23 protein-coding genes and 2 pseudogenes are annotated in these 18,873 nt (G+C 62.2%); 6 read left to right on the top strand and 19 right to left on the bottom strand.

The window, feature by feature from the left end; translation table 11 throughout:
- Positions 1-10 precede the first annotated feature (10 nt).
- The 13 genes from K663_RS09085 to K663_RS09145 form a co-directional block, all read right to left on the bottom strand.
- Positions 11-1,249: a hypothetical protein gene (locus K663_RS09085; protein ID WP_013846904.1), complete on the bottom strand. Its 1,239-nt coding sequence runs from the start codon at positions 1,247-1,249 to the stop codon at positions 11-13.
- A gap of 21 nt (positions 1,250-1,270) precedes the next feature.
- Entirely contained in the window at positions 1,271-1,750 is a 480-nt protein-coding gene (locus tag K663_RS09090; protein WP_013846905.1) for a hypothetical protein, read from the bottom strand.
- Between the two features lie 60 nt (positions 1,751-1,810).
- The gene (locus tag K663_RS09095) at positions 1,811-2,095 is read right to left on the bottom strand and encodes a hypothetical protein (protein ID WP_013846906.1); all 285 of its coding nucleotides are present in this window, start codon (positions 2,093-2,095) and stop codon (positions 1,811-1,813) included.
- Complete coding sequence (locus K663_RS09100) at positions 2,092-2,367, bottom strand: hypothetical protein (protein ID WP_013846907.1); 276 nt, start codon at positions 2,365-2,367, stop codon at positions 2,092-2,094. Before K663_RS09100 ends, K663_RS09095 begins: the two co-directional genes overlap by 4 nt.
- Positions 2,368-2,479: 112 nt before the next feature.
- Positions 2,480-3,238 carry a PRTRC system ThiF family protein gene (locus K663_RS09105; protein WP_013846908.1) on the bottom strand — a complete coding sequence of 253 codons (759 nt, stop codon included), beginning with the start codon at positions 3,236-3,238 and terminating at the stop codon, positions 2,480-2,482.
- Positions 3,228-3,887 (bottom strand): PRTRC system protein A, encoded by a 660-nt coding sequence (locus K663_RS09110; protein ID WP_013846909.1) that lies wholly within the window; start codon positions 3,885-3,887, stop codon positions 3,228-3,230. The genes K663_RS09105 and K663_RS09110 overlap by 11 nt, the downstream gene beginning before the upstream one ends.
- Positions 3,884-4,714, bottom strand: a complete 831-nt coding sequence (locus K663_RS09115) for a PRTRC system protein B (RefSeq protein WP_013846910.1) — start codon at positions 4,712-4,714, stop codon at positions 3,884-3,886. Before K663_RS09115 ends, K663_RS09110 begins: the two co-directional genes overlap by 4 nt.
- 8 nt (positions 4,715-4,722) lie before the next feature.
- Positions 4,723-5,490 carry a hypothetical protein gene (locus K663_RS09120; RefSeq protein ID WP_235589404.1) on the bottom strand — a complete coding sequence of 256 codons (768 nt, stop codon included), beginning with the start codon at positions 5,488-5,490 and terminating at the stop codon, positions 4,723-4,725.
- A 399-nt stretch (positions 5,491-5,889) separates the two neighbouring features.
- Positions 5,890-6,096, bottom strand: coding sequence for a PRTRC system protein C (locus K663_RS09125; RefSeq protein WP_013846912.1), 207 nt, complete (start codon positions 6,094-6,096; stop codon positions 5,890-5,892).
- A 49-nt stretch (positions 6,097-6,145) separates the two neighbouring features.
- A complete protein-coding gene (locus K663_RS09130) occupies positions 6,146-6,583 on the bottom strand; it encodes a PRTRC system protein E (RefSeq protein ID WP_013846913.1) in 438 nt (145 codons plus the stop codon).
- A gap of 37 nt (positions 6,584-6,620) precedes the next feature.
- Positions 6,621-8,258 carry a PRTRC system ParB family protein gene (locus K663_RS09135; RefSeq protein WP_013846914.1) on the bottom strand — a complete coding sequence of 546 codons (1,638 nt, stop codon included), beginning with the start codon at positions 8,256-8,258 and terminating at the stop codon, positions 6,621-6,623.
- Between the two features lie 36 nt (positions 8,259-8,294).
- The gene (locus tag K663_RS09140; RefSeq protein ID WP_013846915.1) at positions 8,295-9,281 is read right to left on the bottom strand and encodes a DUF7146 domain-containing protein; all 987 of its coding nucleotides are present in this window, start codon (positions 9,279-9,281) and stop codon (positions 8,295-8,297) included.
- A 184-nt stretch (positions 9,282-9,465) separates the two neighbouring features.
- Positions 9,466-9,813, bottom strand: a complete 348-nt coding sequence (locus tag K663_RS09145; protein WP_030540648.1) for a hypothetical protein — start codon at positions 9,811-9,813, stop codon at positions 9,466-9,468.
- A 34-nt stretch (positions 9,814-9,847) separates the two neighbouring features.
- On the opposite strand from K663_RS09145, the gene K663_RS23855 reads away from it, so the two are divergent.
- Together K663_RS23855 and K663_RS09155 are read left to right on the top strand one after the other, a co-directional pair.
- Positions 9,848-10,294 carry a hypothetical protein gene (locus K663_RS23855; protein WP_126516758.1) on the top strand — a complete coding sequence of 149 codons (447 nt, stop codon included), beginning with the start codon at positions 9,848-9,850 and terminating at the stop codon, positions 10,292-10,294.
- Between the two features lie 69 nt (positions 10,295-10,363).
- Positions 10,364-10,702, top strand: coding sequence for a hypothetical protein (locus K663_RS09155; protein ID WP_013846917.1), 339 nt, complete (start codon positions 10,364-10,366; stop codon positions 10,700-10,702).
- Between the two features lie 167 nt (positions 10,703-10,869).
- Here the strand turns inward: K663_RS09155 and K663_RS09160 are convergent, their stop codons facing one another.
- The 6 genes and pseudogenes from K663_RS09160 to K663_RS23265 form a co-directional block, all read right to left on the bottom strand.
- Positions 10,870-12,273: a tyrosine-type recombinase/integrase gene (locus K663_RS09160; protein ID WP_013846918.1), complete on the bottom strand. Its 1,404-nt coding sequence runs from the start codon at positions 12,271-12,273 to the stop codon at positions 10,870-10,872.
- 384 nt (positions 12,274-12,657) lie between these two features.
- Complete coding sequence (locus K663_RS09165) at positions 12,658-12,891, bottom strand: hypothetical protein (RefSeq protein WP_145902252.1); 234 nt, start codon at positions 12,889-12,891, stop codon at positions 12,658-12,660.
- 37 nt (positions 12,892-12,928) lie between these two features.
- Positions 12,929-13,348 carry a hypothetical protein gene (locus K663_RS09170; protein ID WP_062116448.1) on the bottom strand — a complete coding sequence of 140 codons (420 nt, stop codon included), beginning with the start codon at positions 13,346-13,348 and terminating at the stop codon, positions 12,929-12,931.
- Positions 13,349-13,435: 87 nt separating this feature from the next.
- Positions 13,436-13,630 carry a hypothetical protein gene (locus tag K663_RS09175; RefSeq protein ID WP_145902253.1) on the bottom strand — a complete coding sequence of 65 codons (195 nt, stop codon included), beginning with the start codon at positions 13,628-13,630 and terminating at the stop codon, positions 13,436-13,438.
- 485 nt (positions 13,631-14,115) lie between these two features.
- Complete coding sequence (locus K663_RS24865) at positions 14,116-14,757, bottom strand: transposase (RefSeq protein ID WP_145902254.1); 642 nt, start codon at positions 14,755-14,757, stop codon at positions 14,116-14,118.
- Between the two features lie 81 nt (positions 14,758-14,838).
- Positions 14,839-15,010: pseudogene (locus K663_RS23265) on the bottom strand (transposase); the annotation flags it as partial.
- 241 nt (positions 15,011-15,251) lie between these two features.
- Here K663_RS23265 and K663_RS09185 point away from each other — a divergent pair.
- From K663_RS09185 to K663_RS09200, 4 genes and pseudogenes are all read left to right on the top strand, one after another.
- Positions 15,252-17,285 (top strand): TonB-dependent siderophore receptor, encoded by a 2,034-nt coding sequence (locus tag K663_RS09185; protein ID WP_158511168.1) that lies wholly within the window; start codon positions 15,252-15,254, stop codon positions 17,283-17,285.
- A 317-nt stretch (positions 17,286-17,602) separates the two neighbouring features.
- On the top strand, positions 17,603-17,833 hold the full coding sequence (locus K663_RS23860; protein ID WP_145902255.1) for a hypothetical protein: 231 nt from the start codon (positions 17,603-17,605) through the stop codon (positions 17,831-17,833).
- Complete coding sequence (locus K663_RS09195) at positions 17,818-18,312, top strand: PepSY domain-containing protein (RefSeq protein WP_062116459.1); 495 nt, start codon at positions 17,818-17,820, stop codon at positions 18,310-18,312. The genes K663_RS23860 and K663_RS09195 overlap by 16 nt, the downstream gene beginning before the upstream one ends.
- 74 nt (positions 18,313-18,386) lie before the next feature.
- Positions 18,387-18,749 (top strand): annotated as a pseudogene (locus K663_RS09200) (KUP/HAK/KT family potassium transporter); the annotation flags it as partial.
- Positions 18,750-18,873 lie beyond the last annotated feature (124 nt).

The raw sequence follows: 18,873 nt of genomic DNA on the forward strand, positions 1-18,873 counted from the left end.
AGGCGTCAGGTCAGCCGAGACGAAGCGACGCGGCATATTGGCGCAGCAGATCGGCTATCGCGGTCCGGGCATGCGCCTTGTTGCCGATCACGATCTCGGGCTGGAGTTCGCGGCCGAGCGGCGTGCGGTATCCGAGCGCCAACCTGCCGCTCATGTCCTCGACGATGATCCGGTGGCCGCGGGGCCGCGCCGGACCGGCATAGCGCGCGGTGAAATCCCCGAGGCGGCCCGACAGCCCGGCGGCCATCTTGCTCCAGCGGATATGGCCACCGGCAAATTGATCGCCGGGCGCTCGGCCTCGTGCGAGCCAGAGGCGGAACTGGGCTCGCTGTTGCAGCGCCGAATTGCGCGTGCGCTCCATTGTTCGGGTGAGCGGGAGGATATCGGCGTCCGCATCGAGCCGTTCGAGTTCAGTGGGGTCCACGACGACGAGAATATCGGAATAGTCGCCTTGGCGCAGAGTCTGGCGCGTCACCGTCGCGTCGGCAGGCGTAGGCCCGGACGAGAGCGAAAAGGGGCGGAGCCCGGTTTCGGCGCTAACGGCATAAAGCGCGATAGCTTCGTGTCCGGGTCGTTCGCGTAGCATGGCCAGGATGCCGATTGTGCCCGTCGCGAGTTCAGTCGCGCCGAGCAGAAGGACGCGGCGATGCCAGGATGCCGGTGCCGGGACGTCGGTGGGGTGCGACCACTCGCTGGGGAGCGGCCGTCCCGGCTGCGCATTCTCGGTGCGATTGGGCTCGGAGGGTGTGGCAGCGAAAGCTCGACGGGCGACGTCGAAAATGTCGTCTGGTTGGCCGCCGCCATCCAGAAATCCGTGGCGGTAGGCAGGTCGTCGGACATCGGGATCCCCCGGTCGTGGCGGCGACGGCGGCCTGGATTCCCATCCCGCCCGGGCAGCGTAGAGTCCGTCGGCGTAGGCGACGGCAGCATCCCAGCCATAGCCATGGACGTCACGGCCGTGGAGGATCGCGGGGTTTCGGCTGTCGGTGCTGCCCTGGGCGATCTGGCGCTCGATGCAGGCAAAGTTCGCGGCCACGCGCTGGCGCTCGGTTTCCTGGGCGATCGCTTCGTTGAGGGGACGAAGCGCCTGAACCCGCTCGCGGGAACGCGCCATGCGGGCGTCGAGGGGCGCATCGTTCGGCAGGTCGGGGAAACGGCGCCAGGCATCGGCCAACGCATGGGCGTGATGAGCCGGACGGCCGCGCGCCATCCAGCATCCCGCATCGGCGGGATCGAAACTGTCGGTCATGACGATCTCCGGCCTGGAATGTCAGCGGCTGGCGAGAAGCAGGTCGAGCGCGCGCGCGAACACCGCGTCGCCGGCGTCGTTGACGATGACCGCGGCGGGATTGGTGGCGCACACGGCGCGGGCGACGATCGCGAGCGGCCGCTTGCGCAGCGGATATTGCAGGATTTGATCGTTTTCGATCGTGACGATGTTGGTGCGTAAAAGGCGCTTTAGGCGCCGGGACTCGAGTTCGCGCGCGAGAAGGTCGGCTACCTCGATCTCGAGATCATGGTCGCAGCCGAGATTTTCATCCAGGGTGCGCACCGGCCGGTTGGCCTTGAGCCAGGCATCGACCTCGGCCACGGTCCACCGGCCAACCTGGTGATAGAAGTCCGCTCCGCCCGTTCCCTGGTTTCGGGCATGAAAGGCGAGTTCGCCTTCGATCCAGACTTCCGCCGAGAAAGCCGCGGTTTCCTGCGATAGCGCGGCGCTGTAGGAGATACGCCGTAGTTCGATTTGCATGGGGATTCTCCAGACTGCTCCATCATGCGGAGCACCCTCCCCTGTTCCCTCTCCCCCTTTCTAGGCGCAGCCCGGACTGTCGCCCGCGCCGCAAGGCCGGTATTCGGCATCGTAAGAGCAGCTGTTCTCGAATTCGGGATCGTCGGTTTCATCGACCAGATAGCCGGTGACCTCTTCAGCCGGCTCCGCCTCCAGCACACCAGCGGCGTTCGGAAGGAGACGAACGGGGAATATCCCGCGTCCGACGATCGCGTCAGCCTGCCGCATGGCGTCCGCATGATCATCGGCGGTCACCGCGACCTTGACTCTGATCGTCGTATAGACATGGACATGAAACCCTCTCATGCCGGGAGCTCCGACCAGCCACCGGCGTCGCTGATCCAAACCATTCCGAGCGCCCGGAGCGGCATTTCCATGCAATCACTGGTCTCAGCGAGGGGATCGCGCACGAACACGCTGCCGCGGTCGTTGGCACGCTGCGGGGCGCGTCCGCCGAGCACCATCAAATCGTTGGCCCCACCCGGCATGGGGACGATATCCCCCGGCCTGACCTTGGCGGCCAGCACCCGGCCAATGGTATAATGAAGGGTCCAGCCCCTCTGGGAAAGTGACGCCATGTTTGGTCTCCTTGTGTGAATTTGCGAAGGCGCGATTCTCCCGCCGCTCCGCCGGACTGGCGTGCGGTTCCGGCCGGTGCAGGCCGACTGACACGGGGTGATGCGGGTAGGTTCAGTCGCCGCGCGGCAACGGGATCGGGACGGCCTGACCGCTGGCGAGGTTGAGGAATGCGCCGGCGTGACCGATGGAGCCGCGTCCGAGAAGGTCGAACAACAACGCCAGGGCATGGCTCGCAACGACGCGGTTGACGAACAGCGACTGGCGTTCAAGCGCTTCGGCGACCGAGCAGGAAGGGGCATCGTCGTCGGGCAGGTTTTCGTCGGCGAGTTCGGGGAAATATTCGAGCACGGTCGGCAGGCGATGGCGGTGCTTGTTGGAACGGTGCTCCGGGGAGCCTATGAGGTATTGCCCGTCGCTCGCGCGATTGCCGAGATCCATCCAATAGGCGGGAACGGTCCCGCATTCGGCGAGCGCGGCACCGATCGCGCGGCGGGCCGATGCCGTGTCGACACAGGTGATGACGATGTCGGCGCCATCCATACTAATGGCTTCAGGGGCGCGGCCGTGCACTGCCTGCCAGGCCAGGCCGTGTGCGAGGTTGATCCGTTCGGTGAGCGTGCGGGCCTTGGAACTGCCGACGTCGCCCCGGTAATATGGCTGCCTGCCGAGATTGGCTTCGGTCACGATGTCGTCGTCAATCACGGCGACATGCAGCGATCGCGAGGAGATCGCGCGCAGCGCGGTGTCGAGCGAGGCGAGTCCCATCAGCATCTGCCCGCCGTTTCCGCCGCAACCGACCAGCAGGATGTTGATCGTGCGATTATCGAACCCGGCGGGCAGATAATGACGATCCGTGAGGTCAGTCGGCATGACGGTCTCCTGAAAACGGGCTCCGTGGTAACGGCAGGAACATGCCGTCGGCGCAAAGGCGCGCGAGCATCACCGGGCCGCCGGGGTCACCGAGCCAGCCGACGACGATCGCGATCTTCGTCGCATGGGCGTCATCGGCATCGTCGGTGGTGCTGAAGAAGGCGGGACCGACCCCGTGGCTGTGAAAATCGCAGAGGACATGCCAATCGGGCTGCGGGACCGGCGTGCGGTAGACGAGGCGCGAGGGCGTGGCTTCGTCGATGACCGGAAACTCCACTGCGAATTCCCGGGTCGCTTCGTTCCAGAGAACAAACGCCGCGGCTTCATTGGGCAAGGCTGCGCGAAAATGATCGAGAATATGATCGAGATGCTCGCGTGGAATGAGCCCGCAGCGCAGTTCGGCGCGGCAGGCGCCCGTGCTGCCATAGGGCACGTGGAGGGAAAGCGGCGTCGTGATCGGGAAATCGAGTTCCAGCCAGGGCCGGCGCAGGACGAGCATGACGCCGTCTATCCCGATCGCAAGGCCGCGCCCGGCGCGGGCAGCGCGCAGCGCGTCGAGGGCCGGCGATCGCCCCTGCGGCGGAACCGGATAACAGGGCACGGCGGCAAGGACCGCGGCCGCAGTGGGATCGTCAGCAAGCACGGTCATTGGTTCGCCCCTCTCGCAATGAGCTTTCCGAGAGTCATCGGATCGGTCCGGGTTGCTCGCCGGGAGGCCTGTCGTGTCCGACCGGGATCGAATGGCCTGAGACGCCTGACCGGAAAGCGCTTCGCCTTGCGCGCGGCGAGGTCGTCCCAGAGCCGAACCAGACCACCTTTGCCGGTGATGGTCAGTTCCTGTCCGGGATTGGGGTGGGTGGACCAGCTATCGAACACCCCGCGCTCGAATTCCGGGATGGAGGCTGTCGTCAGCGTTTTTGGCTTCGGAATGTTGCCCCAGCAAAGTTGCCCGTCGAGATAGACATTGAGCACCGGCGAGTGCAGCACCGGGGTATCGATGCCGGGGCGTTCGTTTGCCGGCAAGGCGTAAACGCCGAACCCCGATCGGGTCGCGATGAACAGATGCGGCGGATACGGGACCGGCATAGTGGTTCGCGCGGCGAGCACCTGCAGGCCGGCGGGCGGATCCGTGAGAGCGAAATAGGCCGGGCGAACCTGGGTCGGGATCCACCATGCGAGCATGTCGGGATGAGCGACCAGCACATTGTCAGGCAGGAATTCGGGAAGAGCGGTCCGGCCCAGGGCCTCGGTCCATTGACGCAGATGCGCGCGCGACAGCGATGTGCCCGCGCCGATGATCGGCTTTCCCTCATCGTCATGCTCGATCGCATGGATGCTGGCGAATGCGGCGGCGCCCGCGCGAGCGGTGGCATAGGGACTGGCGTTGCGGATCGGCTGGCTGCGGTAAAGGAGAATGGCGTTGGTCAGCGCGAGGCCGCCGGCGGTCGCTTCGAACTGGGTGCGGTGGTCGGACATAAGGAACCTCAAAGGTTGGCTGGATCGAGCTGGATCAGGTCCTGCGCGGCGAGCAGGAACCGCGCGCCGACACGCAAGGACGCGAACCAGTCGTCGATCGGGACTGAATCTGGCAAAGGGCAGAAGCCGGCGATGTCCATGAAGCCGTATTCCATCCCGTGGCGTCCGACGTCATCGACCTCGCGTGCGAACTGCTCGACCGGAACGAGCGTCAGCGGGGGCAATGTCGAGCATTCCTCGATGCCGGGGAGATACTCTTGGGCAATCTCGATATCGAATTGCCAGGCGCTGCGCTCCGGTCGGAGTTTCCCGAGAGCGGCGTACGCCTTGCGGAGTTCCTCCAGTTTCCGGTGTAAGCCGTTCGGAAGTTCCGCCGATGCCCCCGCGTTTGCCGCGATCATCCAATCGGGTCGGCGAGACTCCATGTTGGATGGCAGAGTGAGTTCCTCGATATCGTCAGGATCCATGCCCTGATATTCGACGATCCACTGCCGCGCGGTTTCATCATCGGTCGCGCCGTCCCAATAGTACATAGAGATTTCATCGAAGAGGTCCTGGTAGCCGAAGATCGGAAGGGCGCGGCCCAGCATATCGTCGAGGGCCTTGTAGGCTGCGGCGCGCCAGGGAATGGGCGCATCGCTGTCTTCGATCCATCCGAGGTCGAGTTGCCCCATGCTGTCGCAGATCACCGCGATAGCCGGCGGATAACCTTCGTTCCCGTGAAGAACCGCGACCCTGAAGTCCGCGAATTCGACGGAGCCCAGAATGTCGAGCACCGCCTTGTCGAACAGTCGTTCGATGCGCTGGCGCGCCTGGTCGCGAGTATAGCGTTTAGCCGTCGTTTCCCGAGACGTGGCCCAGCGGCCTATCAGCTTGTGATGGGACGCCAGTGGAGCATCGAAGAGGGCGGGAATGTCGCCGGACAGTGCAACGGCCCGCCCCGCGAGGTCAGCCGAGGGGTGGAAGGCGCAGGCCCGGTGGCGGCGGGAGCGGCCTGGGAGCCTTGCTCCCGCCGTCCCCGGACGCGAGAAGGATGCACGCGTGGAGCGCCTGGGTTTGCTCGCTGCAGATTGGCTGGGTGAATTCGGATGTGTCGCCATTGCCGGGCTCGATCCATTCGATGAGCGTTTTACGAACTGCGGACGGGATCGCCGCGCTGCTGCCGCGCGCCACGGTCAGCCCTTGGTGCCGACGGCGCGCCGGTATTCGGTGACGTGAGCGCCGCCCGACACGCCGGCGTCGACCATCTCGGCGTTGAGAACCGCGGGGTAGAGCGTGGCATGGTAGGCACGCAGACCGTCGGGATCGTTGGCGAGATGCGGCGGAACCGGAAGGTCGATGCCGTCATAGCGGTACGCGCGGGTGAGATGGTTGATCTGCATGAGGTAAAACTCCCGGCTTGGGTCGTGGCGAGATTTGAGCGGAGTCCGGTCAGAACAAGGTGGCGGGTTGGTCCGGTTTGGCGTCGACCGGCGGGGTGACCGCGTGCTGGAGCTTCGGAGGACTCACAGGCACCGTCGTCTTTGCTGTCGCGGCCTTCGTGGCGGCCTTGGCCTTCGCGGCCTCCGCTGCGGCGATCCTTGCGTCCTCGGCCGCCTGGCGCTGATCGGCGATCTGGTCGGCAAGGGTCTTGCGCGTAGCGATGAGCTGGCCGAGTGCGCCGTCCGATCCACGGCCAAGTTCCGCATCGATCTCCACGGCGGTTGCGGTGATCGAGATCGGGCGGGTCTCGCCGGATTCGAGACCGTGCTTCGCGCCTTCCGCCTTGCGGGGAATGACGGTCAGCGTGACGGTATCGTCGGGGCCGGCGACAAGATCGAAACCGAGCGAATAGTTGGCGAGAAGCGGCAGCAGGTTGGCAATCAACATGGGCGTTGGTCCTTGTCTGGAAGGGTGAGGGTGTCGGTCAGGCGGCGATTTGCGAGATGGGAGCGTCGGCCGGCTGGGCAGCACGATCCGGGGGCGGTCCATAGGCGCCATCGAGCGTCATGCAGCCCGGCAGACGTCCCGCCCAATCGAACCCGATGCGATTGAGCATGCTGGTGACAAGCTCGGTCTTTTTCGATGCGAGCAGCTTGGCGAACCGTTTCTCGCCGACATGCGCGATCAGGCCGCATTCCTGGGCGATGAACTTGAGCTCTTCCTTTGTGTAGCGCTCGAGAAAGGTCTGATCGACCTGCCACGTCTCGCGCAAGTCGACCTCGAACACTCTCGCAAGGTCCGCGACATGATCGAAGCTGAGCACATCCTTGGCGTAAGCGCCGCCGATGACGGCCAGCACATTGGCGGCCCGCGCATCGGCAAGCGCCCGGATTTCCGCGATCTTGCCCTTGAAGTCGAGGTCCGGGAACGAGGCGCCGACGAGGATGCCAGCGCGGGACGTCAGCGTGTCGGGCTTGATCTGCGAAAGCGTGCCCGACATCGCCGCCACAAGGATCGTGGTCCGGGCGTGGACAGCATTGCCCGCGAGCGCACGGGCAAGCGCGGTTCGCCATGTCGCCTCGCGAAGCTCGGCGGTTCGGGTCGCGATCGACCTGGCCGTGACGGTCGGCTTATGCGCCGTCGACGCGGCCGGCACGGTCTCGGCAGTGCGTGGCGGGGGAGGCTCGCGGTTTTCGACAGCACTGGATGATATGGCGCCGCGTTCCGGCTGCGGCTGGAGATCCATCGATGGCGCGGGTTCGACGGTGACATCGTCCTGCGCATCAGCGTCGGCATCATCGGCAGCAGGAGGCATCGCTCTCCTGGCCGCCTTCGCGGCGCGCTCCTCTTCCTCGAAACGGATCACCTCGGCGGCTTCGGTCTTGAGCTTGAAGCATCCCGGATTGGTGCAATGGCCATCATCGACATGGGTTTCGAAAAGGACTTGCTGCGCCGCCGAGTTGAACGGACAGGTGGCGCACTCGGTCTTGTCGAAACAGGCGCTCGCGAGGCTATGCGTGATGCGCATCAGTTCCTTGCGCGTATCGTTCACGTCAAGATTCAGGCGCAGGATCGTGTCGAGGGCCGTGTCCTGCTTGTCCTTGGGGATGACGGCGAGCAGTTCGGCGTGACCAACCTTGATCCGGCGCTCATCGAGGGCGGTCTTAGCGGCGTCGGTGAGTTCAGCGAGCGCCAGGCGGCGATCAAGCTTGGCGCGGGACCAGGCCAGTCGCCGTGCGGCCTCGGCGCGGTCGCCGTTGCATGCCGCGAGGTAGCGGACGGCGGCATCGGCCTGCTCGGTCTCCGACGGATCGTCACGGTCGTCATTCTCGGCGATCGCGGCATCGAGCGCTTCCTGGTCCGTCATCACGCGGATGATGACCGGCACTTCGCCGTCGAGCCCATAGACTTCCAGCCCTGCCCTGTACCGACGCTCGCCGGCGACGATGGCATAGACGTCGTCCTTCGGCCGGAGCAATATGGGCTGGAGTATGCCGCGCTGCCGGATGGAAGCCACCATCTCCTCGTGCTTCTTCCGGTCGAAATACCGGCGGGGATTGTCGCCCTTCACGATACTGGCGAGCGGCAGCGTGGAGGGATAGCTCGGTTGTAGCGAGGTCAAGGCTCGTCTCCTGTGTGGATTGTAGCAGGCTCGCGTTCAGGGTTGGCTGGACGCCCATGCCGCTGCGCGTGTCGGAATGTGCGGGACGCGGCCGATCATCAGCCTGCATTCCGCAACCATCTCCCTCCCCCTCCCCCTTCCCCTCGCCCGGTAGAGGTCGTTCCAGTCATTGAAGCCCGGCGGTGGAGGCAGCGGCTCGATCGACCGGCCGTCTCGCGCATGCGCCTGTTTCGCCCGTGCCGCGCCGCGCCGACCGGAAAGGTCGTTGTCGTGAAGGAGGAAGAGGCGTTCAACCCGCTCAGGCACAGTGACCAGGGGGAAGCGGTCAGCACCAAGCGCGGCCCAGACGGGGATGCCGAGCAGCAAATGAGCGGACCAGGCGGTCTCCCAGCCCTCGGCCAGCCCCAGCACATCGGTGGCGGCCCCGAAACGGACGGTGCCACCGTGCGGGCGACCCAGCATCAGTTTGGGCGGATCGAGATCAGTGGCCGGCAATCCGGTCCGGGGGTCGAGGAACAGCCGTTCGAGTGCTATGACGCCGGTGTCGGCTTCAACGGCGGCGAGCAGCGCCGGACGGAAACGGACGTCGGCGCCCCGGCCGAGCGGCACATGATCATGGTAGCGCAGCGCCGGATGCGGCTCGTTGAAACCACGCGTCGCCATATAGACGCCCGCCGGCGTATCGGTAACGGCACGCGCTTCCTTCCAGAGCGAACGGATCCGGCCGGCCAACCGTCGCTCGCTGCCATCCGCGCGTGCGAATTCCGCTTCAGCGTCGGCCGTCGGGATAGGCCGCCTGTCGCTGCGCAGCGCGCGGATGACATCAATCGTGGAACAGCCGGCAAAGCACTTGAACAATATGCTATGCTCGCCGACCCGGACCGACAGGCTGGGGCGATGGTCGTCGTGCGCAGGGCAACGGCACATCGCGCCCGATGGCTTCCATGTTCCACCGAGTGATTTGACGATATTGGCGGCAGCGGCATGCAGGCGCGGATCGGCGCTCGTGCGCGACAGGGCCATGGGAGGAACTCCAGCATAGGGAAAACTCCCTCGCCCCACTCCTCCTTCTCTTCAGGCCGCGGCCGACGCCCGCTGTCAGTATGATCGCAGGTCGTATCAACGGGTAGCGCGTGCCCGTTTCACCGGCATAGCACTGAACGCTACGTCGGCCTATTGATCGACTACCGATATCGGCTCCGAGCTTCTAACGCCGAAACTGGCGGACACCGTCAATCGCGATGCAGAACGGGACTTCCTGCCGGGCCCCGTCTGGAGCGTCTCCGCATTTGCGGGCGCAGTCGTGACAGGTTTGCGCATATCCGGACAGCAAGGTCTGGAAGCAGGCATCCATCTTATCCCGCCCAGTCGCCGTCAGCCGAACATATATGCGGCGTTTGTCGAAGGGATCAGGGAAGCGCTCGACGATGCGTTGCGCCTCCATCTCGGCAAGGCATCGCCGACCGGTCATCTCCGACGCTTTCGACGCGAGGCAGAAGCTGGTGAGAGAAGTCTTCAATCCCTGGCTGTCGCGCCAGTAAAGATCGAGCAGCATTTCGCATCCTGGATCGGAGCATAAAGAGCCGAACATGGTGGCCGACTCCGCTCTTGCGCTGATGATCGACCTGCAAAGAGGTGCAAAAACAGCCGGACGGCCTGTGTCGTCCAGCATGGGTTCAATTCGGGCTTCCTGTCGCATGGGCATTCGCTCTCCATCCCATTCGGGTGCATCGGGCGAACCGTGCCGATGCCCCAACGTCTGGTTGCCCCCCGGCTATTCTGAACAAAATAGTCCAATGAGCATGATGCTCGAATTCATCCGTCCGGCAAGGTGCCTTTCGGAGGGGAATTTCGGTGCCGAATTGGTTAACATAAACGAATATTCCTACGTCCTCTGCCCCTTTAACGATGCAGGAGAACATCTCGCGCTACACCGCAAAACCATGGCAATACCCGTCCGGCAGCCGCGTCGCCTTCTCTATGGCGGGATGCCCAATCGTATGCGGCTGGTTTTCTTGGCAAAGCATCGCAACTGATGCCTTGCCCGCCTGCGTCGCCCATGCGACCATGTCGTTATGCCTTAAGCAATAGAGCCGGACTGATCCATGCACGACGAGGAGATGCAGCTTACACCGGAAATGCGTCAGACGATGGCTGAGCCCGATCCCACCGTTCTGGCCATAGAAAAGCTCATCCATGCCGCCAAAGGAGATGATAGAAAGATCGAAAAAATCGTGCGTGGATATTTGCGCAATGCGATTTTCGTTTTCCAAAGCCACATGGTGAAACGTGCGCTGCGTGATCTCGATCTCAAACAAGATGAGTTGAGCGATGAACTGCTGGCGCAGATCGCTGCCGATGCAGGCGGCTATATGGGCAAGTTTCGGGATTGGCTTCTCATCGAGCTGAACCGCGCCAACGGAAAGCCAAAGTCGACAAACTAGCGCGCGGTCCTGTGCCCGACGGACGAGAAGCGTGAGCCCGCCCAGCAGCATTTCCGTGGCACATTTAGGGAAACGAAGGGTAATCAGGGGCAATTGGCATACCGCAAATCAAGGGCTTGCTTCCCCTGCTTTACCCCGAAGGCCCAGTTCCACATCCGTAGGTAAAGCTAGTTTATAGCAGTTCTTTCTGCTTCTGCCTTTTGCTCCATTTGACTGTTCGATCGAGACCGGCTGCGAGCCTTCATCGGAACGACGTTGTCCTTCGGATTGAGTATCCGCGCCACCAATGACGCAAGCTGACGAAGGGCTTCCGTCTTTTCAGCGAGGTAGTCGTGCTGATCATAGACACCTTCTACGCCTGGAATGACATGCCCAAGCACTCGCTCAGAGACATGCGGCGAGACGCCTGCTCGTATCATCAGCGTCTTTCCGGTCCGGCGCAGATCGTGCAGGACCCAGTGTGGGATAGGGTGACCGGCGATTTCCTCCATCTTGGCATCCAGTTCCGCCTTGGCGTCAGTGAAGCCGTTGATCGGACCAGCCAAGCGTCCCTGGAAAACAAATGGTCGGGTCGGCGTCGTAGGCTGCTTCTTAACGATCTGCATCGCCATGGGAGATAGCCGAACATACTCGGCATTACCCTTCTCTCGATCTTCCGTCGGGATCGTCCACAGTCCATCGGACGTAACATAGTCCCGGTGCATCAACCGCAGTTTTTCGCGCCTCTGAAGAGTCAGCAACAATAGCTGGCAGAAAACACCGAATACCTCCTGCGTCCCGCAAGCCTGCCAGAATATGCGGATTTCCTCGTCACTCAGAATACGCTTGCGTTTGCGCTCGGAAGATTTAGTTCGCTTCATTCCCCGCACAATTGGAGACACGAAATCGTCTCCCCGCGCCGCGTACCAGTTGAACATGGAGCTGAGCTGTGCGAGCACGGCATCCGCTTGAGTAGCTCCATTGTTATCCTGAATTGTATCGAGTAACTCGGTTACATCGCGGCGCGTGATTGAAGCGATCGGACGATTTCGCCACCGCTCATTGCCGGTTAGGTCTTCCAAGATATAGTGATCGAAAATCCGCTTGATCTCCTTTGCAGAACGCAGCGGAGCCAGAGGTCTACCACGGCCGTCCTTCTGACCCTCTTTCATAACATGGCGCTTGAAAAACTCGACAAAAACCGTCGCAATCGTCTCCAATACCGCCTGCGGCTCTTCATCTACCGGCTGAGCAGGTCGACTAGGGTCAATGCCATCCGCAATCGCGGCCTTCCATTCTCGGGCCTTCTGCCGCGCTTCGTCCAAGGCAAGGGCGGGCACACCCTTCTTGACAATGTAGATGCGATCCTTGGCGTCCGCAGGACAAAAATCTCCTAGCACTCTGCGACTAGGAGCTCCGCACGTCCCATCTCCTTTCGGGTATCGCGCATAGAGCCAGAATGTCACCCGACGCTTGGGATTGATCGTAACTAATAGTCCTGTTTCGGCCTCGTCGTGCCACTCGTCCCGTCCCCCTTCTGGGGCGGCCTTCAGGCCGCGAATCCAAGGATCAGAAAATTTCTTCGTTGCCATGTCAGCCTCGATTTTGCGCTACAAATTGCGCTACAAATTGGAAGGGATGCCACACACCTCCATGTTCGGGAGGATGACGCAATTTTACCATTAATACAAGGAAACATAAGGGAATTTCCTGTAACATGGTGACGCGATGTACTATGAAATTTCGCGGTGAGACGTTGAATCCAATTTCTCTTAATCAGCGGGTCCTAGGTTCGAGCCCTAGTGCGTCCACCACTTTTCAATGACTTAGATGTAAGTGCATGGCGGTGATCCGTCGCGGGGTCCCACTGGGGTCCCAGAGCAAATTACGTCATGGCTCTGCAAACCGGCAAGCTGCTCGGCGAGGTCAAGGGTATCCGTTTCACGCGGCGTTGGAGTGCCCGGAGACTCATGTGGTCAGCTCAGACCGAGCTTCGCGCGCCAGTCCTGCGCCTCCGGCAGCGCCCCAGCGAGAGGTTGCGCAGGCGTCACTGGCGGGGGTGCGGCCAGCGGCCTCGCTCGGTCTTCCGCCGCGCGCAACGCTCTGCTCTGTTTGATCTGGTGCAGGAGTTGCGCGCCAGCGAGAGCAGCTTCCTCGTCCACCACACCGAAATGGCGGTCGATGATGCGGGGAGCATGTTCGATGGGCATTCCATACTTCTCCGCCTTTGGGGCGGAACCGGGTTCGTCAGCTTTCATAAGTCACCTTCAGTTGGCGCAGAACATCAAACATGTCGGCGCGGATTTCCGCGTCTTCGCAGTCGCGCATGACCTCTGCTGCCGTGGTGACCACGATACGGCGCAGTTCGCCCCCCTCCTGATCGTTCATGCCAGCAATGAAGTCCCGGAACGGTGTCCAGCGCCCGGTGCGGAAAATGTCGTTGTGGCTGAGCGGCACGACATAGAGCGGGTGCGCCATCTGGTCCGCCATCCCGACTGCCCAATCCACCGCTGCCTGATACTCGCTGATCGGCATATAGCGCGTAGCGAACGAGCGCAGGACGCCGGGCGTATCGCTTGGACCCGTCCAGCCAACATAGACCATCACGTCATCGGCTTCCGGCTCGTCCGTGACGACCTTGTTCCTGACTGTGGTTATCGTCGTCATGGCTGGCCTCCGTCGTGGTATGCATCAATCTGTGCGAAGGCCGGTCGCACTCGGCCTTTTTTGCAGCGAAGTGCAAATAATTCCATTTTACCCTCGGGCACCGTTCGCCTCCTCAAGAACCTCGATGCGCGCGGCCAGTTCCTCGGTCGCCCGCACATCGGAGAGCGATTTGATGCTGTCGATAATGAGCCGCCCCACATCAGGCGCGACCGCGCCAGCGGAAATCGCGTTGAGCACCTGGGCGACCTGATCGCTGATCGGCAGGGTATGCAAGCACGCCATCTAAGCCAAGCAACTTCCAGCAGGCATGTCAGAAGCTGGAACAGCATAACGGCACGAAAGGCAGATCGCTTTGCATGCCGAAGGTGCTGACTGCGTTTTATGAACTGCGGAACAATCGCGCGATCGGACATGTATCTGCCGAGGTAAGCCCTCACCACATGGACGCGGAGTTCTTCCTTCGCGGAATGAAATGGGTGATGGGCGAACTCGTTCGCAACTACTCGCAGCTACCGCTCGCATGGGTCCGACGACAATGGTCATCACCATATCCCGCGTCGAGCAATAAGTCGGGCGGCGATAGCAATAATAGCAAGGCGGAACAGCCCTGCGCCTTTGTCGGCCTGTCCGCGCCATCGCTGGCGGCTGCCGCCCCCTTCCTGCACCTGGGGGCGACGTGTTTGAAGCGTTTGAGGCGGCCGAAGCCTTGCTCGACACGCCCTCGCGCCTTGTATAGCGTCGTGGCGGAAAAGGCGGGTTTGTTCTTTTCATTGGCCTTGTGCGGGATGACCGGGGCGATGCCCCGCGCCCTTGCTTGCGGTGGCGCGGTTGGCCTTGCTGGAATAGCCCTTGTCGGCAATGGCAGCGCGAGGGGATATATCCGACCCGATGTCGAGCAGGGTCTCCAAGTGCGTGCAGTCCGACGCTTCACCGACGGTCAGGTCGAAAGCGATCAGGTCTCCGCAGCCGTCCGCCTTTGCGTGGAATTTTGGTTGTGAATCCGCCGCGCGAACGGCCAACGGCTTGCCCGCTTTGCCCGCTTTGCCCGCTTTGCCCGCTTTGCCCCCTTTTTCGCCCGCTGCTGACACATGGGCGCGCACGATCGTGGAATCGAACATTTGGATCAGATGCGCCGATGGGCTCATCCCCCCTAGCGTGTCCAAGAAGGCCTCGAACACGCCGGCCTTGCTCAAACGGTCGAACCGCTTCCGCACGCTGTTCCAATGACCGTACTCCTTGGGAGCGCACGCCAGCGCACGTTCTCCACTGTGAAGAAATGCAGTGCCTCTAGAAAGCGCCGGTCGTCCGCCGCCTTGCGCCCCCGGCGTGGCAGGGACGCCCGGAACACCAACAGCGCATTCCCCCAATCTTCCTCGCTCATCTTCGTCGACAACGCTTCCAACCTCCATGACAGGCAGAGCCTATGAATCAGAACAGATTCATCTTGGGAATCGGAAAACCTCTTCAACCCCAAATTCGCCCACACCGCCTAGCCAGCGCTGCGTCTGCTGATACACCGCCGCCCATGACGGCAGGTCATACCTCCTGAAGACTGTGTTCCCGCTGCCCCGCATCCTCCCGTTGCAACGTCAGATACGGCACGATCAGCGACCATTCCTCGTCGGATACGTCAGATGGATAAGGCTTGCGATGGAACTCCATCCAAGGCTTTGAATCCATTCAGACCACAAGTCCATAACAGCCTCTAGAGAATGGCCCAATCCAATCGTGAGAGGACAATCAAGCCCATCTAAAGATTGACAACAGCGCAACCCCGACTATGCGCAATTTGCTATTGCGATCGATTATCAATTATTGGGGTGTTAACGTGATGTCCAAGCGTGCCGGAAGCAAGACCGTTTTGCGGACTCGAAGTGTCTCTTTGTGCGCGGTTGCGACGGTGGTGACACTCCATCCCACCGCCGCATGGGCGGAGGCGGAGGGCAGGAATGCCGACATCATCGTCACTGGTTCCCTGCTGGATGATTATTCAATCGGGAGCCAAAATAGTTCAACGCGCTTCGGCCTCTCGCTCCGTGAAACACCTCAGTCCGTGACGGTGATCAGCCGGGCGCAAATCGAGGATTTCAATCTCGATACAGTCGACGACGTGCTTCGGAACGTAACCGGCGTGAATGTCGAAAGTTCGGAGACGGATCGCACCTATTATAATGCCCGCGGGTTCGACATCATCAATTTTCAGTTCGACGGCATCGGCCAGCCGATCGCTTATGGCCTTCAGACCGGCCAGATCGATACGGCCCAGTTCGACAGGGTGGAAGTCGTCCGCGGCGCCACGGGCCTGCTTTCTCAGACCGGCAATCCATCGGCGGCAATCAATTTCGTACGCAAGCGGCCGATGCGTGAACTGGGCGGCTACGCCAGTCTGAGCTACGGTTCTTTCGACCAGTATCGCGGCGATGTCGACGTCAATGCCCCCCTTACGGAAAATGGCAGCATCCGCGCGCGCGTCGTCGGGGCCTATGAGGGCGGCAATTCCTATCTTGATTATTACAAGATCTCGCGCACGACCCTTTACGGCACCGTTGCTGCGGATATTGGCTCCGATACGGTCGCGACCATCGGCTATTCCTGGCAGAAGAGCGATCCCAAGGGCGTGAGTTGGGGCGCCCTGCCGTTTCTGGATGCGAATGGCGCTCCCGCCAGTTACGATCGCTCGACCAATTCCGCGCAGCCTTGGACACGCTGGGACACGATCGATCGCAGTTTGTTCGCCGACATTGCGCACGATTTTGGTGGCGGTTGGAAAGGCACGGTTTCGGTCCTGCGGCGCGCTCGGGATCAGGATGCCAAGCTCTTTTATGTCTATTACGGATCGGTGGCGGGGCAGACCGAGCTCGTCTCCTACCCCGGCGCCTATATCGACAATCAGCGCGAAACGACAGTTGACGCCCATATTACCGGCAAGGTGAATGCCGGTGGCCGTGAGCACGAGCTGGTGCTGGGCGTTAACTATGGCGAATCGCGTATCATCGAGAAGGAAGCGATTGACGCGAGCACGATCGGCATCGCGTTGCCCGGCGACAGCGCTTTCGCGGGAACATTCCCGGAACCCAATTTTACCGATTATGCCGTGCGCGCCGACTTCACGACCAAGATTTCCAGCGCCTATGGCCTGGCACGGCTGTCGCTGGCCGATCCGTTCAAGTTGATGGTTGGCGGCAGCGTGACCCAAGCCAGGCGCAAAGGCGAGAACTATGGCGTGCCTTACGTGTTCGACAGGACGAGATTCCTGCCGTTCGCGGGCGCCACATTCGATCTGAGCGGCCATCTGACCGCTTATGCCAGCTATGCCACCATCTTCAGCCCGCAGGTCTTCCGTACGGCCGACGGCTCGCTCCTCGATCCGTTGGAAGGCGAAACCTATGAGGCCGGCGTCAAGGGCGCCTGGAACGATGGCAAGCTGACCGCCGCCGTGGCGGTCTTCAAGACAAAGCAACAGAATGTCGCGGAGTCTCTCGGCTTCGATCCGACGCTTGGCCTCACCACCTATCGCGGACTGGACGCCACCTCCAAGGGCGTGGAGATCGACGTGGCCGGCGAGGTGCTGCCCGGCCTCCAGCTCTCCGGCGGCTATGCCCATGCCGATATCGAGGATGCACAGGGCGATGCGGCGCGCATCTTCATTCCGCGCCACACGCTGAGGCTGAGCACGATCTACACGCCGCCCGCGATTCCCGCGTTGCGCCTCGGCGTATCCGGCCGTTTCCAGAGCAGAATCCACAACAGCTACATCGAGCAGGAAGGCTATATGGTGCTGGACCTGATGGGCCGCTACCAGCTCACCCCGAACGTGACGCTTGCCGTCAACGTCGACAATGTGACCAACGTCAAATATTGGTCGAGCCTGCAATGGGACCAGTCCTATTATGGCGCGCCAACGGCGATGCGCGGCACGCTCGGCTTCCGCTTCTGATGACGGGCACGGCCCTTCTACTCGCGCTCGCACTGTGTGTTGCCAGCCCGCTCGCCTTGCGGCTGGGCTGGCAACGGGCAAGATGGGCGGTGATCTCCGGCTGGCGATGCTCGCATCGGCAGCCGTGATGCGCACGAGGGGAGAAGGGGCGAGGGGCCGCCAGCGCATCGATGGCGGGCGCGTTGATCATTCTGGCGCAGTCCGGGGCAGTGACGCCCGGCCCGTTGCAGCCCGCGACGGAACGGCCCGGACGCATAATGGCGCCGCCCCCCTTCGATCCAGGGGACATAGCCCGTCGGCTAGGGGGCTTCCTGATTGTGGCCGTGCTGGATCTTGCCGCATCGCTGATGTTTGCCTGGACGTTTCAACGCGCGCTCCTGCGCCTTGGCGTACTTGAAGCCAATGCGCTGAGCACCGGGATCTTCGTCCTGCCGATCATCTGGATCGCGCTGGCAAGCTGGCAGATGACCATGAGTCGGTCGGTGGCGATGATAGGGGCAGCAATGGGCTGCGGGCTTTTGGGAGTGACGATATGGCTCGCGGCGTGACCGGAAGCCGCAGCCTGGTCCAGCGCGCGCTCGCCGGCCATTCGGCCGTTGGCGTCCTGATCGGCGCTGCCCTCTATATTGTTTGCCTGTCCGGTGCGCTGGCGGTGTTGCAGGAGCATCTCCAGCGTTGGGAAGAGCCACGTGCAGCGGAGATGAAGAGCATATCGCCGCAAGCGGCGCAGCGGGCGCTCGAAGGCGTTTCGAAGCGACAGAGCAAGCCGACCGACCATGCCTTCATCCATCTTCCCACGGAGGGCCTGCCGCGCGTCGTCATCACGACCGATCACGGCGCGGCCTATGTCGATGCGCAAGGCCGATATGATTCACTGGAAGCGCACACATGGACGGAGTTCCTCCTGTTCCTGCATTATTATCTGCATCTGCTGCTGACCTGGGGGGATGTTGCTGACCGGATTGCTGGGCGTGATGTGTGTGTCTGTGGTGATCGGCATATCGGCCCATCCGCGCATCTTCCGTGATGCCTTCCAGCTGCGGCTGCGCGGTCGGCCGCAATTGAGCCGCGCGGAGGCATCATAGCGAGTCCACATCGAAGCTGGCGCTCGGCGCGCTCGGCGTGGTGTTCGGTGATAACGGGACGTCTCCGCGTTACGCGCTGAAGGAAAACTTCGCCGGATACCATCCGTTGCCGGTCGATCAGGTCCATATCTTTGGCGTGCTCTCGCTGATGATCTGGACGATGCTGCTGATCGTCACGATCAAATATGTCTTCATAATCCTGCGCGCGGACAACCATGGAGAAGACGGGAGTCTTGCGCTGCTGGCGCTTATCACCGGCACGTCCAAGGACCAGCGATGGACACCCGCCGTCATCATGCTCGGCATCTTCGCCGCTGTGCTCTTCTATGGCGACGCGATCATCACCTCGGCGATCTCGGTGCTTTCAGCGGTCGAGGGCTTTCGTTTGCCCACCAATCGAGTCGTCGAGCTTGGCTCGCAGGTGGAAATCTGATGAGGCCGTCAGTTCGTGACGTCGATCTATATGCAAATACTATGGAGATGGCGGGCTTCCCATCTCGATA

Source organism: Sphingobium sp. MI1205, assembly GCF_001563285.1.
GTDB lineage: Bacteria > Pseudomonadota > Alphaproteobacteria > Sphingomonadales > Sphingomonadaceae > Sphingobium.

What these genes read in the sequence shown, in the direction of transcription:
- K663_RS09110 (WP_013846909.1), bottom strand. Translation starts at nt 3,887, where the DNA reads ATGACCGTGCTTGCTGACGATCCCACTGCGGCCGCGGTCCTTGCCGCC.
- K663_RS09140 (WP_013846915.1), bottom strand. Translation starts at nt 9,281, where the DNA reads ATGGCCCTGTCGCGCACGAGCGCCGATCCGCGCCTGCATGCCGCTGCC.
- K663_RS09085 (WP_013846904.1), bottom strand. Translation starts at nt 1,249, where the DNA reads ATGACCGACAGTTTCGATCCCGCCGATGCGGGATGCTGGATGGCGCGC.
- K663_RS09095 (WP_013846906.1), bottom strand. Translation starts at nt 2,095, where the DNA reads ATGAGAGGGTTTCATGTCCATGTCTATACGACGATCAGAGTCAAGGTC.
- K663_RS09090 (WP_013846905.1), bottom strand. Translation starts at nt 1,750, where the DNA reads ATGCAAATCGAACTACGGCGTATCTCCTACAGCGCCGCGCTATCGCAG.
- K663_RS24865 (WP_145902254.1), bottom strand. Translation starts at nt 14,757, where the DNA reads ATGGAGGTTGGAAGCGTTGTCGACGAAGATGAGCGAGGAAGATTGGGG.
- K663_RS09115 (WP_013846910.1), bottom strand. Translation starts at nt 4,714, where the DNA reads ATGTCCGACCACCGCACCCAGTTCGAAGCGACCGCCGGCGGCCTCGCG.
- K663_RS09175 (WP_145902253.1), bottom strand. Translation starts at nt 13,630, where the DNA reads ATGGCGTGCTTGCATACCCTGCCGATCAGCGATCAGGTCGCCCAGGTG.
- K663_RS09145 (WP_030540648.1), bottom strand. Translation starts at nt 9,813, where the DNA reads ATGCTGCTCGATCTTTACTGGCGCGACAGCCAGGGATTGAAGACTTCT.
- K663_RS09130 (WP_013846913.1), bottom strand. Translation starts at nt 6,583, where the DNA reads ATGTTGATTGCCAACCTGCTGCCGCTTCTCGCCAACTATTCGCTCGGT.
- K663_RS09125 (WP_013846912.1), bottom strand. Translation starts at nt 6,096, where the DNA reads ATGCAGATCAACCATCTCACCCGCGCGTACCGCTATGACGGCATCGAC.
- K663_RS09170 (WP_062116448.1), bottom strand. Translation starts at nt 13,348, where the DNA reads ATGACGACGATAACCACAGTCAGGAACAAGGTCGTCACGGACGAGCCG.
- K663_RS09155 (WP_013846917.1), top strand. Translation starts at nt 10,364, where the DNA reads ATGCACGACGAGGAGATGCAGCTTACACCGGAAATGCGTCAGACGATG.
- K663_RS09165 (WP_145902252.1), bottom strand. Translation starts at nt 12,891, where the DNA reads ATGCCCATCGAACATGCTCCCCGCATCATCGACCGCCATTTCGGTGTG.
- K663_RS23855 (WP_126516758.1), top strand. Translation starts at nt 9,848, where the DNA reads ATGGTGGCCGACTCCGCTCTTGCGCTGATGATCGACCTGCAAAGAGGT.
- K663_RS09105 (WP_013846908.1), bottom strand. Translation starts at nt 3,238, where the DNA reads ATGCCGACTGACCTCACGGATCGTCATTATCTGCCCGCCGGGTTCGAT.
- K663_RS09195 (WP_062116459.1), top strand. Translation starts at nt 17,818, where the DNA reads ATGGCTCGCGGCGTGACCGGAAGCCGCAGCCTGGTCCAGCGCGCGCTC.
- K663_RS09100 (WP_013846907.1), bottom strand. Translation starts at nt 2,367, where the DNA reads ATGGCGTCACTTTCCCAGAGGGGCTGGACCCTTCATTATACCATTGGC.
- K663_RS09160 (WP_013846918.1), bottom strand. Translation starts at nt 12,273, where the DNA reads ATGGCAACGAAGAAATTTTCTGATCCTTGGATTCGCGGCCTGAAGGCC.